The sequence below is a fragment of the Citrobacter sp. wls706 genome (assembly GCF_005281305.1).
In the GTDB taxonomy this organism is placed as follows: Bacteria; Pseudomonadota; Gammaproteobacteria; order Enterobacterales; family Enterobacteriaceae; genus Citrobacter; species Citrobacter werkmanii.
On the sequence record NZ_SZXG01000037.1, the window covers coordinates 81,278 to 100,460 of the forward strand.

Annotated in this window: 15 protein-coding genes and 1 tRNA gene; 14 read left to right on the top strand and 2 right to left on the bottom strand. The window is 45.4% G+C overall.

All coding sequences use genetic code 11. The annotated features are described in order from the left end of the window. Window positions 1-168: 168 nt before the first annotated feature. From FDW92_RS17010 to FDW92_RS17050, 9 genes are all read left to right on the top strand, one after another. Window positions 169-888 carry a Crp/Fnr family transcriptional regulator gene (locus FDW92_RS17010; protein ID WP_042310374.1) on the top strand — a complete coding sequence of 240 codons (720 nt, stop codon included), beginning with the start codon at window positions 169-171 and terminating at the stop codon, window positions 886-888. 594 nt (window positions 889-1,482) lie between these two features. Then, complete coding sequence (locus FDW92_RS17015) at window positions 1,483-2,070, top strand: common pilus major fimbrillin subunit EcpA (protein ID WP_042310373.1); 588 nt, start codon at window positions 1,483-1,485, stop codon at window positions 2,068-2,070. Window positions 2,071-2,122: 52 nt separating this feature from the next. Beyond that, window positions 2,123-2,800 carry a hypothetical protein gene (locus FDW92_RS17020; protein ID WP_042310371.1) on the top strand — a complete coding sequence of 226 codons (678 nt, stop codon included), beginning with the start codon at window positions 2,123-2,125 and terminating at the stop codon, window positions 2,798-2,800. A gap of 58 nt (window positions 2,801-2,858) precedes the next feature. Next, window positions 2,859-5,351, top strand: a complete 2,493-nt coding sequence (locus FDW92_RS17025) for a CS1-pili formation C-terminal domain-containing protein (RefSeq protein ID WP_042310526.1) — start codon at window positions 2,859-2,861, stop codon at window positions 5,349-5,351. 10 nt (window positions 5,352-5,361) lie between these two features. After that, complete coding sequence (locus FDW92_RS17030) at window positions 5,362-6,969, top strand: hypothetical protein (protein ID WP_042310368.1); 1,608 nt, start codon at window positions 5,362-5,364, stop codon at window positions 6,967-6,969. Further along, window positions 6,966-7,661 carry a fimbria/pilus periplasmic chaperone gene (locus FDW92_RS17035; protein WP_042310367.1) on the top strand — a complete coding sequence of 232 codons (696 nt, stop codon included), beginning with the start codon at window positions 6,966-6,968 and terminating at the stop codon, window positions 7,659-7,661. Before FDW92_RS17030 ends, FDW92_RS17035 begins: the two co-directional genes overlap by 4 nt. A 649-nt stretch (window positions 7,662-8,310) precedes the next feature. Next, window positions 8,311-9,759 (top strand): EAL domain-containing protein, encoded by a 1,449-nt coding sequence (locus FDW92_RS17040; protein ID WP_042310364.1) that lies wholly within the window; start codon window positions 8,311-8,313, stop codon window positions 9,757-9,759. A 298-nt stretch (window positions 9,760-10,057) separates the two neighbouring features. Next, complete coding sequence (locus FDW92_RS17045) at window positions 10,058-10,402, top strand: isoprenylcysteine carboxylmethyltransferase family protein (protein WP_249357193.1); 345 nt, start codon at window positions 10,058-10,060, stop codon at window positions 10,400-10,402. A gap of 165 nt (window positions 10,403-10,567) precedes the next feature. Beyond that, window positions 10,568-10,643: transfer RNA gene (locus FDW92_RS17050), tRNA-Thr, on the top strand. 157 nt (window positions 10,644-10,800) lie between these two features. Here the strand turns inward: FDW92_RS17050 and FDW92_RS17055 are convergent. Next, window positions 10,801-11,193, bottom strand: a complete 393-nt coding sequence (locus FDW92_RS17055; RefSeq protein ID WP_042310362.1) for a VOC family protein — start codon at window positions 11,191-11,193, stop codon at window positions 10,801-10,803. A gap of 82 nt (window positions 11,194-11,275) precedes the next feature. After that, window positions 11,276-12,271: a LacI family DNA-binding transcriptional regulator gene (locus FDW92_RS17060; RefSeq protein WP_042310361.1), complete on the bottom strand. Its 996-nt coding sequence runs from the start codon at window positions 12,269-12,271 to the stop codon at window positions 11,276-11,278. 265 nt (window positions 12,272-12,536) lie between these two features. Between FDW92_RS17060 and FDW92_RS17065 the strand changes: the two genes are divergently transcribed. The 5 genes from FDW92_RS17065 (at window position 12,537) to FDW92_RS17085 (ending at window position 19,150) form a co-directional block, all read left to right on the top strand. Then, the gene (locus tag FDW92_RS17065) at window positions 12,537-13,775 is read left to right on the top strand and encodes an MFS transporter (protein ID WP_042310359.1); all 1,239 of its coding nucleotides are present in this window, start codon (window positions 12,537-12,539) and stop codon (window positions 13,773-13,775) included. A 19-nt stretch (window positions 13,776-13,794) separates the two neighbouring features. Then, a complete protein-coding gene (locus tag FDW92_RS17070; RefSeq protein WP_042310357.1) occupies window positions 13,795-15,228 on the top strand; it encodes a glycoside hydrolase family 32 protein in 1,434 nt (477 codons plus the stop codon). 98 nt (window positions 15,229-15,326) lie between these two features. Continuing rightward, complete coding sequence (locus tag FDW92_RS17075) at window positions 15,327-16,616, top strand: OmpG porin family protein (RefSeq protein WP_042310355.1); 1,290 nt, start codon at window positions 15,327-15,329, stop codon at window positions 16,614-16,616. A gap of 14 nt (window positions 16,617-16,630) precedes the next feature. Further along, window positions 16,631-18,124 carry a glycoside hydrolase family 32 protein gene (locus tag FDW92_RS17080; protein WP_042310353.1) on the top strand — a complete coding sequence of 498 codons (1,494 nt, stop codon included), beginning with the start codon at window positions 16,631-16,633 and terminating at the stop codon, window positions 18,122-18,124. A 12-nt stretch (window positions 18,125-18,136) separates the two neighbouring features. Continuing rightward, entirely contained in the window at window positions 18,137-19,150 is a 1,014-nt protein-coding gene (locus FDW92_RS17085) for an OmpG porin family protein (RefSeq protein WP_042310351.1), read from the top strand. The last annotated feature ends 33 nt before the right edge of the window (window positions 19,151-19,183 follow it).

The following is a 19,183-nucleotide window of genomic DNA, read 5'->3' on the forward strand; positions in this document are numbered from 1 at the left end:
TAATCATCCGCAGCAGACTATATTTATTCATATTCTCGTTTGTGCCAGAAAAGTGAGCTAGCACAGAATTTTCCCTGTCTGGAATGAATTTTCCTGGTCTGCGGTTCACGTATTGTTCCTAACGCCCGTTCTATTAGAATCAGTCTCATTTTTATGAGGAGTTGTTGCGTGAAATCGGATATTCACAAACTTAGCATTCCTGTTGTGCCGCTCGGCAATCCGTTTCCACCCCGCCATTGTTCGCTGTGTCCAAAGGGATCGGTGATTGATCGTGATAATGAGTACAGGTTAATAGACAAAAGAAGGAAGTTTAAAGCAGGTGAGATTCTCGCTCGGCAGGATGAAACCGCTGAGATGCTTTTTGTGATTCATGAGGGGTATTGCAAGTCCAGCGTGGAATGTGGCGATAACGTTTTGATCAGCCGCTTTTATGTTCCGGGGGATATCATGGCGCTGGATGCAGTCGAAGGGAGAACGTATCTGACCACCATCAGGGCTGCAACGACTGCGGAAGTTTGCCATATCGACATCGCGCGGTTGTTCAAGGTCGCAGAGAAGGATCCTTCAGTGGCCGCAGCAGTCATCAAGTTTCTGTGCAGAGATAATGGGTTCATTGTGGAGAAATTGCGGCGTTATGCGAATAAGCACGCGGAGGCCAGAATCGCCGCTTTCCTGGTGGAGTTTTACGAGATGCATTTGCGCATTGGCAGACCGGAAACGACGCTTCGATTGCCTTTTTCCCGGGAAGAAATTGCCAGTTATCTCGACCTTAAAATTGAGACCGTCAGCCGCTCATTAAAATCACTCGAACAACAGGATTTGATTACCATACATCGGGTACGTACGGTAACACTTAATAGTTACCTTGGTTTGAAAAGCTTCATCTAATTCTCTCCTTTATGCACATGATTTTTATCTGGTAATACCAGGAATATTCTTTTTAAATGGAAAATTCCTGGTATTACTTGTGTGAAATAATTATCAATTCGAATATTAATCCTCCAGACTTGTGCTTTGTTTATAAGAATATTCCCCTTCAAACGAAAGTTTTATGAGAATTTTCTTGTGAAGGATAAATTTTAGCAAAATTGCAACAAAGAATAAGCATTCTGGATGAAATATGGATGTTTTGATTATCTTTATGTTTTGTAAGGATTTTGGTGTGAATTTATTTGTATGACATTTTTGATAAATATCAAAAACATAAAAAAGATGAATTGTTTGCTGTGACTTATTTGTTTGGGTGATAATTCTGGAGCGAGGCTTGTTTTGAGTAAATATCTCTTAGGAAACTTCTTAGAGGTCTTTTTTTGTGGGAAAATTCTTAGTCTTTTATAATTTCTGCGTTTCAGGGTTTGTTGAGATGTTACTTAATTCAAATGATAATTTTTGGGCGCGGCAATTCTGGCTCGCAATAATGGAACCGCTGGAGTGACTTAATAATAAGACTCGGTGGTGAGTTTGTTCTTAGGAGAAGATAAAATGAAAAAATTATTATTAGTGACCTCTCTGGCTTCTGTATTTGTTGCGGCAAATGCAATGGCGGATGTTACTGCTTCTGCAACAGCCTCGTGGGATGCGACGGCAACAAAAGATACCTCCAGCATGTTGGTTGTCACCCCGCTGAATTCTTTAACCTTTCAGTATGCGGAAGGTCTGAATGGCTTCAACTCCCAGGATGGCGCATTTGATGTGACCATTCAAGGCCAGGAGACCGCCACTGATTTTGAACTGACTGCTCAGATTGTTAGCAATACTCTGACTAACGCCAGTGGCGATGCTTCTACCCTGAACGTCGGGGTGGCATGGAATGGCACCCCGCTGACTAATTCATCAGATACCGTCCTGGTCAACTCCAGCTCGACTTCTGGTCTTGAAAGCCTGATGGCTGATGGCGCTTATAATGGTGCTGCTCGTGTCAGCGATCAATCCAACTTCAAATTCACCATCGCGTCAGCGACTTCTGATGGTACCCAGGCAGTAACGGATTACTCTGCCCTGCCGGACGGCTATTGGACTGGCGATGTAAAAGTACAGTTCAATGCAACCTGGACGACTCCGTCTGCCTAAGCAATAAAGATTCGGGAGAATATTTTCTCCCGAATTTATCAGGAATGGTGTCATGAAAAAATATTTACCGGCAGCAATGTTGGTAGGGTTAGTAACATCTTTTTCCAGTTGGGCAATTAATGTCGGTGAGATTACATCGATAATGACTTCTGCTGAGAGTTCATTATCGAAAGAAATTGCCAATACGACAGATTCGGCACGTTATGTCAGTGTTTCGGTAAAACAATTGTCATCACCTTTGGCGGGTGGTATCGAAATAAAGCCTGTTAATTCTGGAGAGTTACTTTCTACACCTGCCAATCTTATTCTGCCTGGTCAGGCGAAGGATGTATTTCGTTTCTTCTATAAAGGACCTGCAGATGATGTCGAGCGTTATTATCGTCTGCAATGGATTGATGAACCGGTCACCGAGAGCGCAGAAACCCGGGCCAATAAAATGGCTGTTGCGACAGCATCCGCTGAAATTGGCACTATTTTGGTGGTGGCGCCGCGAAAGGAGCGTTTTGAATATAGCCGACATGGCGATGTTATTACCAATACCGGCAATGTTTCGTTTCGTGTGATCGCCTATGGGGCATGTAAGGATAAGGCCCGCGATCGGGGACGAGGCTGTCGCGAACGTTATTACATTATGCCGGGTACGAAAATAAAATTACAGTTTACCGACATTAGCAATAGCCGTTCACGGATCGGTATCTGGCACGGTAAACAGTTTATTACAGTGAAGTGATGGTCGATTGCAGCCATCTGTACGGGATAAATAAAAATACCGGAATGTAAGGATGCATATGACAACAAATAATATTGTCGGCGGTAGCTTTTGTCTTTTTCTTGCGCTGACACCAGGATTTTCACATGCAGCCCCAGTAAAAGTGGGTAATTACGTTATTCCCAGCGCTTTCGCCCGTTCACTGGAGCAGGGAATGACGGTGCCGGTATATATTCGTTACAACGAGACTGACGAGAAAAGTCAGCAAAAAATTGCCGATGCGGTTATTGCGCTTGTTGATGGCAATATTACCGTTAGAGCCCTGTCGCTTGCTGAATTGCCCAATAATGCGGTGCTCTCTGAGAAAACCCGCGCGATGGTGGAAAAAATTCGTGATGTGAAATTTCATGACAACACGAATATTGAACTGTCAGATGATGTGCGCCTGCAACTCAATGTCTCTTCATTTCACCTGGAGATGATCGTCAGCAAAGATGCGTTAACTGAAGCGATTGTCGCACGCAGCAGTCTGCTCGGGCCTTCCAGCGTAGAGACGCTCTCCAACATCCTGAATTATAACTTCGGCACTTACTACAACGACTATCGTAACGGCAGTAGCACCCGCAGTTATCTGACGATGGACAATACAACATCGCTACGTGAACACCACATCAACATTAACGGTTCGTTTTACGGCATAGGCGACAGCAATGGCACCAGTAAACTCTATCGGGCGATGTATGAGCGCGATTATAACGGGTATCGACTGGCGCTCGGGATGCTTGACACCTGGAATGTCCAGTCTATTGCCAGCCTGAATGCGTTGAATGGCGGTAAAATTTACGGCGTGAGCTACGGAAACAAAGGAAATACGGTGGTTGAAAACACCGCGCTTTCACTCACGCCGATTACCGTATTTTTGCCAGCAGCTGGCGAGGTTCATGTCTTTCGTGACGGGCGATTGCTCAGCGTGCAGAACTTTAATATGGGCAGCTATGAAATTGATACCAGTCGTTTTCCGTATGGAGTTTATGACGTCACGGTGGATATCGTGGTCAATGGCCGGACGATTAATAGTCGTATCAGCCGGGTTAATAAAATCTTTGCCCGCCAGCAGGCTGCTGGAATTGATCAGCTCTCGTGGCAATTTTTTGGCGGCTCACTGGATTATGATCGGGTGAGCTATAAGCGTAACCATTATCGTGATTTGGGCAGCCAGCAGACATGGATTGCCGGCGGGGCCGCATCGGTAACGCTGGCGGTATTGTCGGGACTGGGCCTGAAATCCACGCTCTACGGTTTTGACAACAATGCGGTCAATGAAACGGATGTCACACTCAATGTGAATGAATACGTCAGCATTGGCGCTCAGACGCTGGTAGCGAACGATTCGTCATGGCGAAACATCAGTAACATTAATCTCAATGTGCCTGAGGGGTATGGTTCTCTTTGGGCATCTCGTGAAGACAGTAAAATTGGCGATCGTCTGCCGGTGCAGGAACGTGACAATTATTCTATTGGCGGCACGCTGAACCTCGGAAAGTTTATTCCTCATGGCGGTTCGCTCACCGTGAGTCAGACGGAGAATCGTTATTCCGGCAATAAATACCGTAACCTTGATTACAGCACTACTCTATATTCTGGCAGGTATGCCTCGGTTGGACTGCGTGCTGGGATCCAGCGTTATTACTACAACAACCGAAATGACGATGGGAGACAGGAACGTTATGTCAGCCTGGATTTATCGTTGCCGTTGGCTTCCTGGCTGAGCATGGGGGTCTCCCGGGATCGCTATGGCAGCACCCAGGGGAATCTCAGCGCGCGCAAGCAGTATGCTGAAGGTCCCATTAAATCGGTCGGCCTGGCGGCGTCAACCCGTCTGAGTGGTGAACAATATTACGACAACAATTATTCGATAAATGGCAATCTGAGTTATGACACGAAATATAACGCCGGTACCGTATCGGTAACGCGTTCCGCGGATAACTCCACCAATATGAACTTCTCTTCTCAAGGCTCTCTGGCGTGGGCTGGCAAAGACTTCGGTCTGAGTAAAGAGAGGCAGCGGTCTGGTGTCATCGTGAAAACAGATTTGACCGGCGAGGGGAAACTGGCTGCGAAGATTAATAATCGTAATTATCTTCTCAGCGGTAAATCCAATTTCATTGCACTCCCGCCCTATGCTCAATACAAGCTGGAGATCCTCAATGATAAGAACTCTGAGGACAGCTTCGATATTGTTTCAGGACGCAAACAGGAACTGACGCTTTATCCGGGGAACGTTGGCGTTATTAACCCTGAAATTAAAAGCATGGTCACCGTGTTCGGGCGTATTCGCTACCCTGATGGGCAATTGGCTGCAAATACCGATATTCATAACCATATTGGTAAAACGCGCACGGATGAAAAGGGTGAGTTTGCTATCGATATTGATAAAAAATATCCGGTCATCACGTTAATTTCAGCCAATGGCAGCGTATGTGAAGCTGATCTTGATCTGGAAAAAGCACGCGGCGCGGCGTGGGTTGGCGAGGTGAAATGTGCAACGCAAACCACCATGGCACAACGATAAGGTATTAATAATGAATAAATCTCTGTCTCTTATTCTCGGGAGTGTCTTCGTTGCGTTATCCCCCTCGGCATGGGCGCTTTCTGCGTCCACTCAGGCGGCTGTGAACAACAATTATTTATTTATAGAAAACAACGTTGATAACGAATATTTTATTACTCCTTCTTCCCTCGATCCCCGTATTAGCGGCTCGAATACTTGGGTAAAATATGGAAATGACCAGGATAGCCTTGGATACATTGGTATCGTTGGTTGGGTAGCTAATACTACATACTACAAGGATATGTGGATTGATAATTCGCCAATCAGCGAACCATTCCGTGGTATTCGTTGCACAACTGGCGCTAATTGTCCGGCATCTGGCTACATACCTGCAGAACTAACCGATCAATTTGGTTTTTATCATACCAAAGCAACCGGAGCGGGGATTGCCGGTGGATACTATGGTTTTGCATCGCTGACTGACTCGGCGTATGAATATTTTCGCAATATGTCAGTCGGTGGCTCAGAGACCTACAATCTCAATTTTTGCAGAACAACGATTGACTATGATTATGCGGCTGGACAACGTTGCAAAGACCAGAGTAGTGGTAATTGGTACATCAGACCCTATACATTAAACAAAAGAGGCCATTTATCTTTAGTTTCAACCAACGCATTTCAGGAGTTGTGGGTCGCCAGCGATGGAACGCCGAGCATCACCAAAGACTCTGGTTATTGTGAACTTGGCGTGGTAGGCGGCACCGATGGTGTGATTTGCAAGATGGTAAGTTATAACCTGCAACAAACGGCTAATCTGACCGCCTCTCTGACGTTTCGAGCTTATGTTGACACAGCAATGCTTGGTTTTACGCCGGGTTCGACTACGGTGAAATACTCCGGGAATGGTTCAAACTGGTATAACTATGGTACTTCAACAGCGTATTACAACGTTTTCACAACGTCTGGGGAATATATTTATATTTTTCTGTCGAAAGCATTTCTGAAAAATCTCGTCGATTCAGGAATCAGCATTACTAATAGTCAACCGTTTACTTTTGGTTTTTATAATGGATTAACACCAGAGTCTGGATATTACCAGTTTACACCTTCACTACAGCTTAATATTGTGCCGAAGGAGTATGGGATCAGTATTATCTCTGCGAATAATACTACTTCTGCAAGCGGCAGCGGTACGATTGGCGATGCCGCTCCGATTGAGATGGATTACACCGTGACTGTCTCCGGACCCCGTCAGGCCGATAGCATTACCGCCCAGGTTATTGGGGATAGTACAACGATAAACAATGTGCCTTATTGCCTGTTTACCTCTACGCAAGGAGGGCTATCCGTCCCAATTCCCGCCTTTCTTCAGTACAACAGTCAGTCGGGGGGCGTGGTGCAGAAACGAAACAGCTGTAGTGAGGCGGCAATCAACATGAGCGATGCGCAGTGGCAACAGACGCCCTGGGACGCAAATAACAACGATGATGGAAGCTATTATGCAACTGATTTGAAACTGCTTTTCCCAATGAATGATTCACGTTCGCTGTTAACCGTTTCTGGTGCGGACTGGGAAGGTGTCGTCAGTGCCAGTGGAGAGATAAAAGTCACGGCGAATTGGGTGGGAGTCACACCATGAATCGCTGCCATTTGGCACTTAGATGGGTATTGGTCTTGCTGTCTGCGCTGACTGCATGCTCTGTACAGGCTGTTTATCTGGAATCGACTATTTATGAGATGCCATCGGATAAATCGTTTATCAGTAAACGAATCTATAACGATAGCCAGAAACAGAATTTGTACAGTATTAGCGCAGTAAAAATTGATAAACCGGGGCCAGGTGGTGAAAACAGAAGCGCTATTGCCGAAGGCGAACTTTTATTTACACCACTGAATTTTTCACTGGCACCGCAGGCGAGCGAATTTTTTAAGATTTTCTACCGTGGTCCACAGGATGATAAGGAACGTTATTATCGAATTCTGTTTCGCGAAATACCGATAACGCTGCTTACCCAGCGCAATCAAGGGAAAGGCGGAGCGGCGCTCCCGGTAATCGCCATGGATACCATACTGGTTGTTCGTCCGAGAAAAATCAATCTGGCATACTCGGTTGATGAGAGAAACGGGACACTGAAAAACACCGGGAATACTTTTTTTAAGGTCATCGTACACCGGGGGTGCCATTCAACAGATGATGAAGCCATCATGCGTTATGTGTTACCCGGGGAGACCTGGCATAGTAGTGAACTAAAAACACAAAACAGAAAATTTATAGTTGCCTTGCAGAAATATTTACCTGTGGGGCAGGGGTGCTTCAAACTCAATCGTTAGTATGTATCTTTATAAAATACAGTCATAAGTTCAGAATAGATGAAATTTTTTCATACGTACTCAATATTACGGTATTTAAGAGTCAGATTGCATGGGGTGTATAATTAATGATCAGGTTGAGTGTGATTGCACCAGAAAAGCCTGAAGCAGCGTGATATCAAAGATTCGTCGTGCGGCTATCGTCAAAAAATTAAATGATAATGTTCCTGATGATATTACTGAGTAGCTCATGTTAAGCCAGTTTTTTTTCTAATGAAATGTGATCCATATCGCTGGAAATGGTTATGGGATAAGAAATTTATGACATGTGTTCATGGTTTGTCTGGCAGAATAATTTTTTTAGTTACATATGTTGTCGTTTTTTGATTTTATGGTTTTATATTTTTACTTGCTGTCAACGTGAGCGATTTTATTTGTGCCGCTTAGGAATCAGGAATATTCCTTTTTCAATTTTTAAAAGGCCTTACTATTTTACGGGGATACTCATATGGACAGTTGTGATTATAAATTCCTAATCTGCATGAGATAACTTATGGAAAAAGTTAACTCACGCGCCGCCTTATAATTATTGGAGGTTGAAGGTGTTGTACATGCTCTCGTGTATAAAACGAGGGGCCTGCTATGCCATAAATTAAAGTTGGTGATAACTATGAATACGAAAAAGGTTTTTCTTCTCAGTTATGATATTTTCCTTTTCTCAGGAATAAAAGCGTGGTTGCCAAATCTGGTGCTGGTTGATGCGCGATCATTTATTTCTGGTACTCAGTCAATTATTCCACGGTATCCATCCTGTTTGCTGATTATCGATAATCGGTTACCATTGTTTCTGGTCAGGAAATGGTTTCAAAGAAATAGTACACAATTTATCAATATAAACTGTATTGTTCTGCGAATGAATGAAACGCGTTCTGTTAATCGAGGGTACGAAGAGTATGCTTTCATTAATGGACGGGAATTATCGGAACAGTTGATTTTTCAGCTAAGAGCCAATTTGATGGCACCCATTGAGGTTGTGGAAGTCACTAAAGGTTCAACGATGTTTACTTTTCATTTGTCTGAATTTGAGGAGGAAATGCTGTATGCATCATTTACAAAAGAAAAATTGCACGATTTTTGTATTGCTAACTCGCTAACCATTAAATCAGTGTATAGATACCGGGAACGAATTACCGCTCGTCTGGGTTTTTCACATTTTAATGAAACTATCATTTTTTTAACCAGAAATAATTTATTGCATGATGGTTGTCCGACGAACAGTCATTCTGGTGAGAATGTAATATACGGCGATGCATATGATATCTCAGATTCTGGTCGACTGAGTATGGCAATAAGGAATGAAGAAATCATTCCTTATTTTCAACCCATCGTAAATATCAATGGAGATGTCTGTGGTGTTGAGGTTTTAGCTCGCTGGCCACATGGGCATAACTATGCAATTTCTCAACGTGAGTTTATACCACTGGCTGAAAAAAGTGGCTTAATGAATGAGTTAACGAGCTATTTAATGACTACCGTCGCGCGTAATCTGGTCGATGGAAGTGAGGATATCAATAAAACTCTATTTGTCTCTTTTAATGTCAGCCCATCAGGTTTAAGTAATCCCGTTTTCTATTGGGAATGCCTTAACTTTATGGAGATAACACAAAGGCTACCGATTAAATTGATGATTGAAATAACCGAAAACCAGACGCTCACTATTACTCCTGCCATCAAAGAGCTGATACGATCGCTGCGAAACAAAGGGGTTTTGTTTGCTTTAGATGATTTTGGGACGGGATATGCTAACCTTTGCTATCTCAATGAGTTAGACCTGGATGTTATAAAAATTGATAAAACTTTCATCAAGGCTATTAAAGATGTTGAGCAACATATCCCTATGCTCGAGTCAATCATTCACCTTTCTGGACTCCTGGGATTACGTATGGTGGCGGAGGGGGTTGAACATGGTTATCAGCAGCAATGGTTAGGAAAAAATAATGTTGATTACCTACAGGGTTATCAATTTTTACCGCCAGTGATGTTTGATGATTTTATGCGTTTTTACAAGCAGTCGGTAGGTCTATTTGAATCAGCGCCGGATTCCACTTTCTCATCATGAAACCTGACGGGAACATCAGGGGCGTATGCCTCTGATGCCAGTATTTTTGCCGAAGTTAGTACTACAGAGTCTGCCTGGTGAAGGCGATAGCCTGTTGTGAGTGAAACATCGTTTGTCTATGTGTTTTTTACAGGGTATTTATAGCGGTATCAGCGTTCATCAAGCCGGTTCAGTCGTTATGCGTCATTTCCTGCGAAAATTAAGAGTCTGGTTTCCGCCACCACTCATCTTAGTACTTTTCCTCGCAGCGGATGCGATGACGGCGAGTCCACGTTTCATATTCGGTGCGGTGAATATCGTGATCAGCGCATTACTGACCAGCGTCAGTCTGTGGGTGATACTGCATACCGCGTGGCAAATGCTAATGAAACGCACGACGCTGAATCCGCTTCATGCAGATAAATCGACCACGCTTGTTACCGGTGGATGTTACGCCTGGAGCCGCAACCCTATTTACCTTGGAATGAGCGGACTCCAGTTGGCCTTCGCTTTCTGCGTCGGCAGCCTCGCCGGGATACTGGCTGTACCATTATTTATGCTGGTGATAGCCAGATTGCATATCGATTTTGAAGAAGAACAGTTGCGAAAACATTTCGGGCCGGAATGGGAACGATATGAGCAACGGGTTCGTCGTTGGCTATAGTCATAACCAACCGTGTACAAGCGTTCTTGTGTTGACACGATTCGTGCGTAATTGAAAGCGGATGATGCAAAAATAGGCGTTTGATTCACAAGGCCATTGACGCATCGCCCGGTTAGTTTTAACCTTCTACCCCGTGTTCACATTCGTGGACATGTCCTTTTCAGGGCCGATATAGCTCAGTTGGTAGAGCAGCGCATTCGTAATGCGAAGGTCGTAGGTTCGACTCCTATTATCGGCACCATTTCAAGTCATTACATCCTCCGACCTTTAAGAAAACGACGTTTCTCCTCTCACGCCGCACTCATGCTTTTTCGACTCGGGGTAAAGATTTGAACTGCTTTTGGGTTCTGAGCCTGTCGAGTTCACGCCGATAACAGAATTACCGGATAAAGATTCCTTCAGGCTACGTTCGCGTAATAGATAAACGCGAGCTTGTTGCCGTCCGGATCGCGTACGTAGGCGCTGTAAAATCCCTGACCATACTGCGGCCTATGACCCGGCGCGCCTTCATCTGTGCCGCCCAGGCTGAGCGCGAGGGTGTGCAACTGCTCAATATGTTCGACGGAACGCGCATTCAGCGCCACCATCGTGCCATTACCAACGCTGGCAGGTTGTCGATCAAAGGGGCTGCCGATGCACAGCCCAACGGTGTGGTTGCTGTTGAATGTTCCCCACGACGCCCCTTCTTCATTACGCCCGGCCTGCGGTTGCCCAAGCAGTTCCATTAGCGGATCGTAAAACTGAATGGCGCGCGGGAGATTGTTGGTACCTAACATAATGTAAGAAAACATACTTTCCCTCATATTCATGATGCCAGGAGTCTCAGTGGCTTTCCCGTCGTGGTGGCGTAGATGGGGTAACCTGTTGGCATGTTCAGAATGATTCGCGTAACAGCCAGGGACTGTCGACCAGAACTTTCTCCCGGTGACTGTCGCCGTTGATAATGTGCAACGTACTTAAACGCCCAATCTCATAATGCGGTAACTGGACTGTGGAAAGCGGGGGTAAGAACAAATTTCCGATCCCAACGAGATTATCATACCCAAGAACAGCAATGTCCTGTGGGATGCGAATCCCCTGTGTTAACAGCGTTTGATATACCATAAATGCGATACGGTCATTGCCACAAATTACCGAATCAAATTGCGGCATCCCCCGATCAATATATCTCAGCAAAATGTCCGGAATATCACGATAGTGTTCATCTCCATATTGCATATAGCAGTGTTCGAGCGCGTCAGGATTAATATTGGCTTCACGGCAGGCGCGATCGAGCCCCTGACGGCGGCGTCGCGTCGCCAGATGGTTGACAGGTAAATGCAGGCAAAGAGGGCGACGGTATCCCGCTGCTAATAGCGCCTGCACTGCCGTATATTGCCCTTGTTCATCATTGGGAATATAGCTGGCAACTGCTTCTCCCTTGTTCTCGCAGTTGGCCAGAACGCAAGGGTGCTTCAGTAGCCTGGAAGGGACGTTCACCTCACGCAATCCCATCGTGGTGAAAATGATCCCTCCGGGTCGGTGTGCGAGCAGCAGATCGACAATATCGTCAGGATTATCATCGGCAAACATGTTAACCACGAAGCTATTCCAGCCGTAGGCGCGCGCGGTTTCCTCGATAGACAACGTAATGTCGACTGAAAAAGGGGTTGTGACAGTATCCAACGCGAGCACGCCAATCGTTTTATTTCTGGAACCGACACGACGAACCTGCCGGGCAGAGAGGTCCGGCACGTAATTTAGCTGTAAAATAGCCTCCTGTACCCGGGACAGGGTTTCAGGCTTCACACGTTTCGGATCGTTCAGCACCCGAGACACGGTCATTAGTGATACATTGGCCAGTCTGGCCACATCTTTTAAAGATGCCATAGTCTTCCATTAAAGAAACTAACTACCCAATCCAGATATTGTACGCAATCCATCTATTAACGGGTTGTGAACAAAGACAAATATTTATTCCAGACATCGAATCCCAATGAATGGCAAGCGACGATAAAAAATGTGATCTTGATCCGAGCATGAAAATGTTAACGTTAACTTTTGTGATTAACATCGATTATCGCATCAAAATCAAGTGTACAGGCAAAATGTTAACGTTACCATCTCGGTATGTCATTTCCCTGAGATTACGTAGATGAATAAAAGATCTTCTCGCAGCTATCTGCTGCTCAGCGCGCTGCTGTTCTTTTTCTTTGTGACCTGGTCCTCATCAAGTTCACTTCTCTCTATTTGGCTGCATCAGGAAGTGGGACTAAAGGCGTCGGAAACCGGAATTATCTTTTCCGTGCTATCCGTCTCCGCGCTGTTTGCTCAGGTTTGTTATGGCTTTATTCAGGACCGTCTTGGCTTGCGTAAACATCTGTTATGGTGCATCACAGCGCTTTTGATCCTCTCCGGACCCGCTTATTTGTTATTTAGCTATTTGCTGAGTATTAATATTTTGCTGGGAAGTGTGTTCGGCGGTTTGTTTATCGGTCTGACATTTAACGGCGGTATCGGCGTTCTGGAGTCCTACACCGAACGCGTTGCGCGTCAGAGTACCTTTGAGTTTGGTCGGGCACGTATGTGGGGGTCTCTGGGCTGGGCTGTGGCTACCTTTTTTGCCGGGCTACTGTTTAACATTAACCCTGACCTTAATTTCCTGGTGGCCTCTTGCTCCGGGATTATCTTCTTCTGTCTGTTGGCCCGTTTAAAAGTCGCGGCTCCGGCAAGCATGGAAAAACTCGAAATCGGCGCTAAAAAAGTCTCTCTGGAAGATGCGCTGAATTTGCTTACTCTGCCACGTTTCTGGGCGTTGATATTCTTCGTGGTCGGTACCTGCATTTACGGCGTTTACGATCAGCAATTCCCAGTCTATTTCTCTTCACAGTTCCCGTCATTAAGAGAAGGGAACGAGATGTTTGGCTATTTAAACTCTTTCCAGGTTTTTCTGGAGGCGGCAGGCATGTTTTGTGCGCCCTGGTTGGTTAATCGCATTGGCGCTAAAAATGGTCTGATATTTGCCGGAATGGTGATGGCGATGCGTATGATCGCTTCCGGGCTGGTGGAAGGACCGCTACTTATTTCCATTACTAAATTACTTCACGCTGTCGAACTACCAATATTGTTAGTCGCTATTTTTAAATACAACAGTCTGAATTTTGACAAGCGTTTGTCCTCCACGATTTATCTGGTGGGATTCGCCTGCACCAGTTCCATTATTGGCACCGTATTATCCCCGCTGGCAGGCTTTAGCTATGAGAAATTTGGCTTCGCCCAGTCCTATCTAATCATGGGCATTATGGTGTTCTGCACCACGTTCATTTCAATTTTCCTTTTGCGCTCAAATAAGTCTTCATCTGAGCCATCCTTTCTGCAGCAAAATGCTGTGTAATGTACTGAGAGTAAAGACGATGACATCCTTATTAGAACAAGCCGAACAGACGCTTGAAAAAGCACAATCCAGTATTAATCCGCGATGGTATCCACGGTATCACCTCGCTGCTCGCGCAGGCTGGATGAACGACCCTAACGGCCTGGTTTGGTTTGACGGTTGGTACCACGCGTTTTATCAACATCACCCTTATTCTCCTGAATGGGGGCCAATGCACTGGGGACATGCCCGCAGCAAAGATTTGGTGCACTGGGAGCATCTGCCAGTCGCGCTGGCGCCAGAAGGTCCGGCGGATGTGGATGGCTGTTTCTCCGGCTCCGCCGTGGTGGATGGCGATATGCTGGCGCTGATTTATACCGGACATAAATTTCACGGTTCGCCAGACACAGACGACAATCTCTACCAGGTGCAGTGTCTGGCCACCAGTCGTGACGGTATCCATTTTGAGCGGCATGGGATGGTGATTGATACGCCCCCTGGACTGCATCATTTTCGTGACCCGAAGGTATGGCGTGAAGGGGAATGCTGGTACATGGTGGTCGGTTCCCGTGTAGAGAATACGGGGCAAGTGCGTCTGTATAGTTCATCCGATCTCCGCAAATGGCAAGACGAAGGGATATTCGCTGAGGCTGATGAGGGGAAGGGCTATATGTGGGAATGTCCTGATTTCTTTACTCTGGGAGGGAAGCGGATCCTGATGTTTTCTCCGCAAGGGATCGCGGCGAAAGGTTATCACCATCGCAACCTTTTTCAGAGTGGCTATTTACTCGGGGAATGGCAGCCCGGTCAACAATTCACCCATGACGGACAATTCATTGAGCTTGACCATGGGCACGACTTTTATGCTCCGCAAAGCTTTCTGACCCCGGATAATCGCCGCATTGTTATTGGTTGGTTGGATATGTGGGAATCACCGATGCCCGAACAGCAGGACGGTTGGGCAGGCATGCTGTCTCTCCCGCGCGAACTGAGCCTTGGTGACGACCATCGGGTGAGGATGAAACCCGCTGACGAAGTCTCTGCGCTGCGTGGCAGCTATTATCCAACGCCTGCTTGTTGCCTGCGGAATCAGAAAGTCCTTATGACGGCTGATGCCGAAGCGGTCGAGGTGCAACTGCTATGGGATCTAAACGCCTCTACAGCGGAACAGTTTGGTATGTCATTAGGGGATGGGCTGAGAATTTACGTCGATAATCAGGCCCAACGTCTGATAGTGGAGCGTCGTTATCCAGAATATTCGCTGGAAGGAACTCGCAGTATTTCGTTGCCAGCAGACGGTGTACTGTCATTACGCATTTTTATCGACCGCTCATCAGTAGAGGTTTTTGTGAATGAGGGTGAGGCATGCTTAAGTAGCCGAATTTATCCTCATCCGGCGCAGCGCGATCTTTCGCTGTTTGCGAATCATGGTGTTGCCTCATTACAGGAAGCCGGATATTGGTCTTTGGAGTAATAATTTAGTCCTGATTCGCCTTACCTCTTACCTAGTGAGCTTTTATTTCTGCCAGTCTTAGGCTGGCATGTTATTGCCTGGAATAATGAGATAATGAAATGGATGAAATATTAATACCTCACTATCGCGTTACCGCGATAAACATCAAAAAATTTGTTTTAAAACAAAAAATCCTGGCCTGTATGATAACGTCAGTTACGGCATTTCCCGCTATTGCAGAGGATAATACCGAACAACCAGCTACCTATATCGGTAGTTATCAAAGCTATTTTTCTGATGAATATGATACACCACAAGAGAATATTGGCCAGCCAACAAAAGGAGGTGAACAATCGACCAATCGCGTCACTGCTCCTCCTGTTACTACAGGGGCAGAAAATAAACTGGCAACTTCGTCGATGCCGACAGCCTCGCATCGAGAAACTGAAAATAAAACAACTGAGGTGAAAAAGAGTAATACTTTAGATAAGTCTGATGATGTCAGCGTGTTGCGTTTAAGACAGGAAGATCCTCCTGTTCACTGGGACAGTATTGGTCGTAATATGGAGGCTGGTGGCCTGCATGGAAACATCAGCACTCAGATAGAAATTGATGATGTTCGTTGGAGTGATAATAAGAAAAATAGCGGGAAATTTAAACTCGCCACCATTCAGGCTTTTTTAAGACATGATGAGTTACCAAACTGGTACTTTGGCTTCTGGAATGCCCGCGAGGATAGCTATAAAGGACAATTTAGTAATCAGGATTACAAAGGCACAAATACGATCAATGAGTTTTTTGTCGGCCATATTTTTGAAACCTGGCGCGGTAATATCGGTACGGAGGTTATGGTTGGTTCGGAAACAGCAACTAAACGTTGGAAAAACAGGTACAAAATCTGGCAAGACCTGCGACTAACCAACAAATGGAGCCTGGCCGGTTACGCCTATGGCGAATATCAGCCACAGGGCAACGAACCGGGAAATGGCGATCTTGAGCAGTACATTTTTGAAATTGAACCCGCCATTCAATACCGTGTGAATCCCGATCTCGGTCTGTATTTGCGGCCTTATTATTACTATAACCGTCAGGAACGTGAGAGCTGGGGCGACATTGTAGAAGAAGAATGGAAGGTGACGGCTGGACTCTGGCGAAACTGGTATCCTCTGTTAACCTCCCTGTATTTAGGTTTCGGTCAGGACAAAATAGATAACGCCAGCAATGGCAAAGAAGTTTTCTATGACGGTCGTTATAAATTCATTGGTGGCACAATTAGTTATCCAGTTTTTGGTGAAGTTAGATTATATGGTGAGTTCAAAGCACAATTCACGAAAGAAAACGGGCTCTGGACTTCTAGCGGCCATTCGTGGAATCCCTTTACCGTGGTTGGCGTGAATTATAACTTCTGATATTCAGGTGTAACATGAAAAAAATAATATTAGTGGTATCTGCCGCTCTGTTGGCACTTTCGTTTATCAATATGCCAGCCTGGTCGCAGCCTTCTAAAGAAACATTACACAATAAAAGTATTCGCTATATTAATGATTTTTTTCCCCGGGTGGAGGGATCATTTATTGGTGACCCAATGCCTGTCTATAACGATGGTGAATTTGATATTTTTTATCTCAATGATGTGCGCGGCGGTAGCGATTTAGGCGTACATGCTATTCATTTATTATCGAGCACCAATTTATATAACTACCAGAACCATTCTGAAGTGATTCCCTACGTTAACGACGTTGACGATCCTGAACTGCTATTGGGAACCGGCTCGATTATTAAAGTCGGCAATACCTGGCATGCCTGGTATACCGCGCACAATGAAAATGTGTTCCCGGTTGAGTCCATTATGCACGCGACCAGTAAAGATCGCCTTCACTGGGTAAAACACCCGCAGGATACGATTCTGCCAGGTGATAATTATCGCGGTAATGACTTCCGGGATCCTCATGTTGTTTGGGTTGCAGAAAAGAAAGAGTACTGGATGTTAATTACCACGCGTAGCGAGGGGCGCGGTGTCATAGCCCGGTACAGTTCAACCGATTTAAAGAACTGGGAAGACCGTGGTGTATTTTTTGATAATGACACGATTACCAGTAACTCTAACCTGGAATGCCCAACGCTGGTTTTCTTTAACGGACGTTGGTATCTCAGCTTTAGCGACCAATGGCCACTACGCCTGACCCAGTACCGGGTTGCGGATAATCCGGATGGACCGTGGCGAAAGATGGACAATTATGTGGTTGATGGCTCGGGGTTTTACGCAGGAAAACTTGTACTTAAAAACGATCGCCTGTTTGTTTTTGGTTGGATCCCAACCAAAGCAGGAAGCAGTGACAATGGCAATATTGACTGGGCAGGAAATCTGGTTGCTCAGGAGCTCATCGCAGATAAGCAGGGGCAGCTTAGCAGCATCCTTTCACAGGAACTTCAGACGGTCATTAATGATAACCCCGGTCCGGTGACCAGCTTAACAAGCAATAAAATGATAAAAACAGCCACACAGTTTGGTCCATTACAGTCTGTTGTGTATCCACCTCTGCCCAAACGAGGTGAGTTAAGTGCAACTGTAGATATCCCTTCTGCCGGAATGGTGATGAGTTTTGGTCTGACTGACGACAGAGTAAGCGATGCCAAGCTTAACGTTGTGTTCAATAAGAGCAAAGGTAAGGTCTACTTTTTTAATGCGCCACTCGCATCTATTCACCATGCGAATGCGGAATCATGGGTAAATGTTCCTCTGGATGAAAAAATTGAGTTACGTGTGCTGATTCAAAACTCAATTGCTGTTTTTTATATAAATAATAAAGCCGCATTCAGTACCCGCATGTATTCCATGCCGGAGAAACCATGGAGTATCAGTTTGCCACAAAATGATAATTTTCACGCCACTTTGAAAATAAAAGAAATAATATAACGAGATATCACTATGAAAAACTATCATGCCCTGTCTGTTATTTTTGTTCTTCTTTTTCCGGCGCTGGCGAATGCGAGCATGAGCATCATGAAGGATGTATCGGGAAAGGTAATTGCTGTGGATCCGTGGTCATATCTGGATGAAGACGTAATGTGGACCTCAACCCGTTCCTCAAATCCTGCTGGCGGTCGTGTTCATGGTCAACTGAAAATGAAATATGCTATCGAGGATAATAACTGGCGTAACAGCCATTTCCATAACGGAAATGATTCACTGACATTTGTACAAGGGGTGATGCGTCATGATGCGTTACCCGGTTGGTATTTGGCATTTTCTGAGGGCCGAACTACCAACTATAACGGGACATGGGAGGATCAAACATACCTCAGCCAAAATCAGTGGACTCAGTTGATTGTTGGCCATGAATATTTCTACAAGCGTCTACGTTATGGTTGGGACGTGATGGGCGGAAGTTCATCACTTGATGACCGTTGGCAGGGGCGCGTCAAGTTCTTTACCGATTTGCGTGTTACGGACAACTTCTCGTTCTTTAACTATCTGTATCAGCAGATTGATCATCGCCGTAATGGCGGTTCCCAAAATGACCGGGATAGACGTTCATTTCAGATTGAACCTGGCGTTCAATACATTATTAACAATACCACTGGAGTCTGGTTTCGCCAGCAATTCGCTTCTGCCATTTTAGACCGTGCGCAATGGGGGGATATTGATGAAAAAAGTTGGACAACATCACTTGGCGTCTGGCACAACTGGGGGAAATTATCCACGACATTTAGCGGTGGATATGGGCATTATAAGAAAAATAATGCGCGGGATGAAGATGGAGAGGTATTCCAGAATACCCGTAACCGCTTTCTTAAATTATCAGCGAATTATCCATTAACCTCTCGTTTTACGGTGTCCGGGGAAATAACCGGCTCGTTAATAAACCAGAGTGGCAGTTGGGTCACTAATGGTGATGCCATAACCACCGACTATAAGCTGATGCTGGATTATAACTTTTAATCGTCACGTTTAAATAAATGCGTTAATTACCAT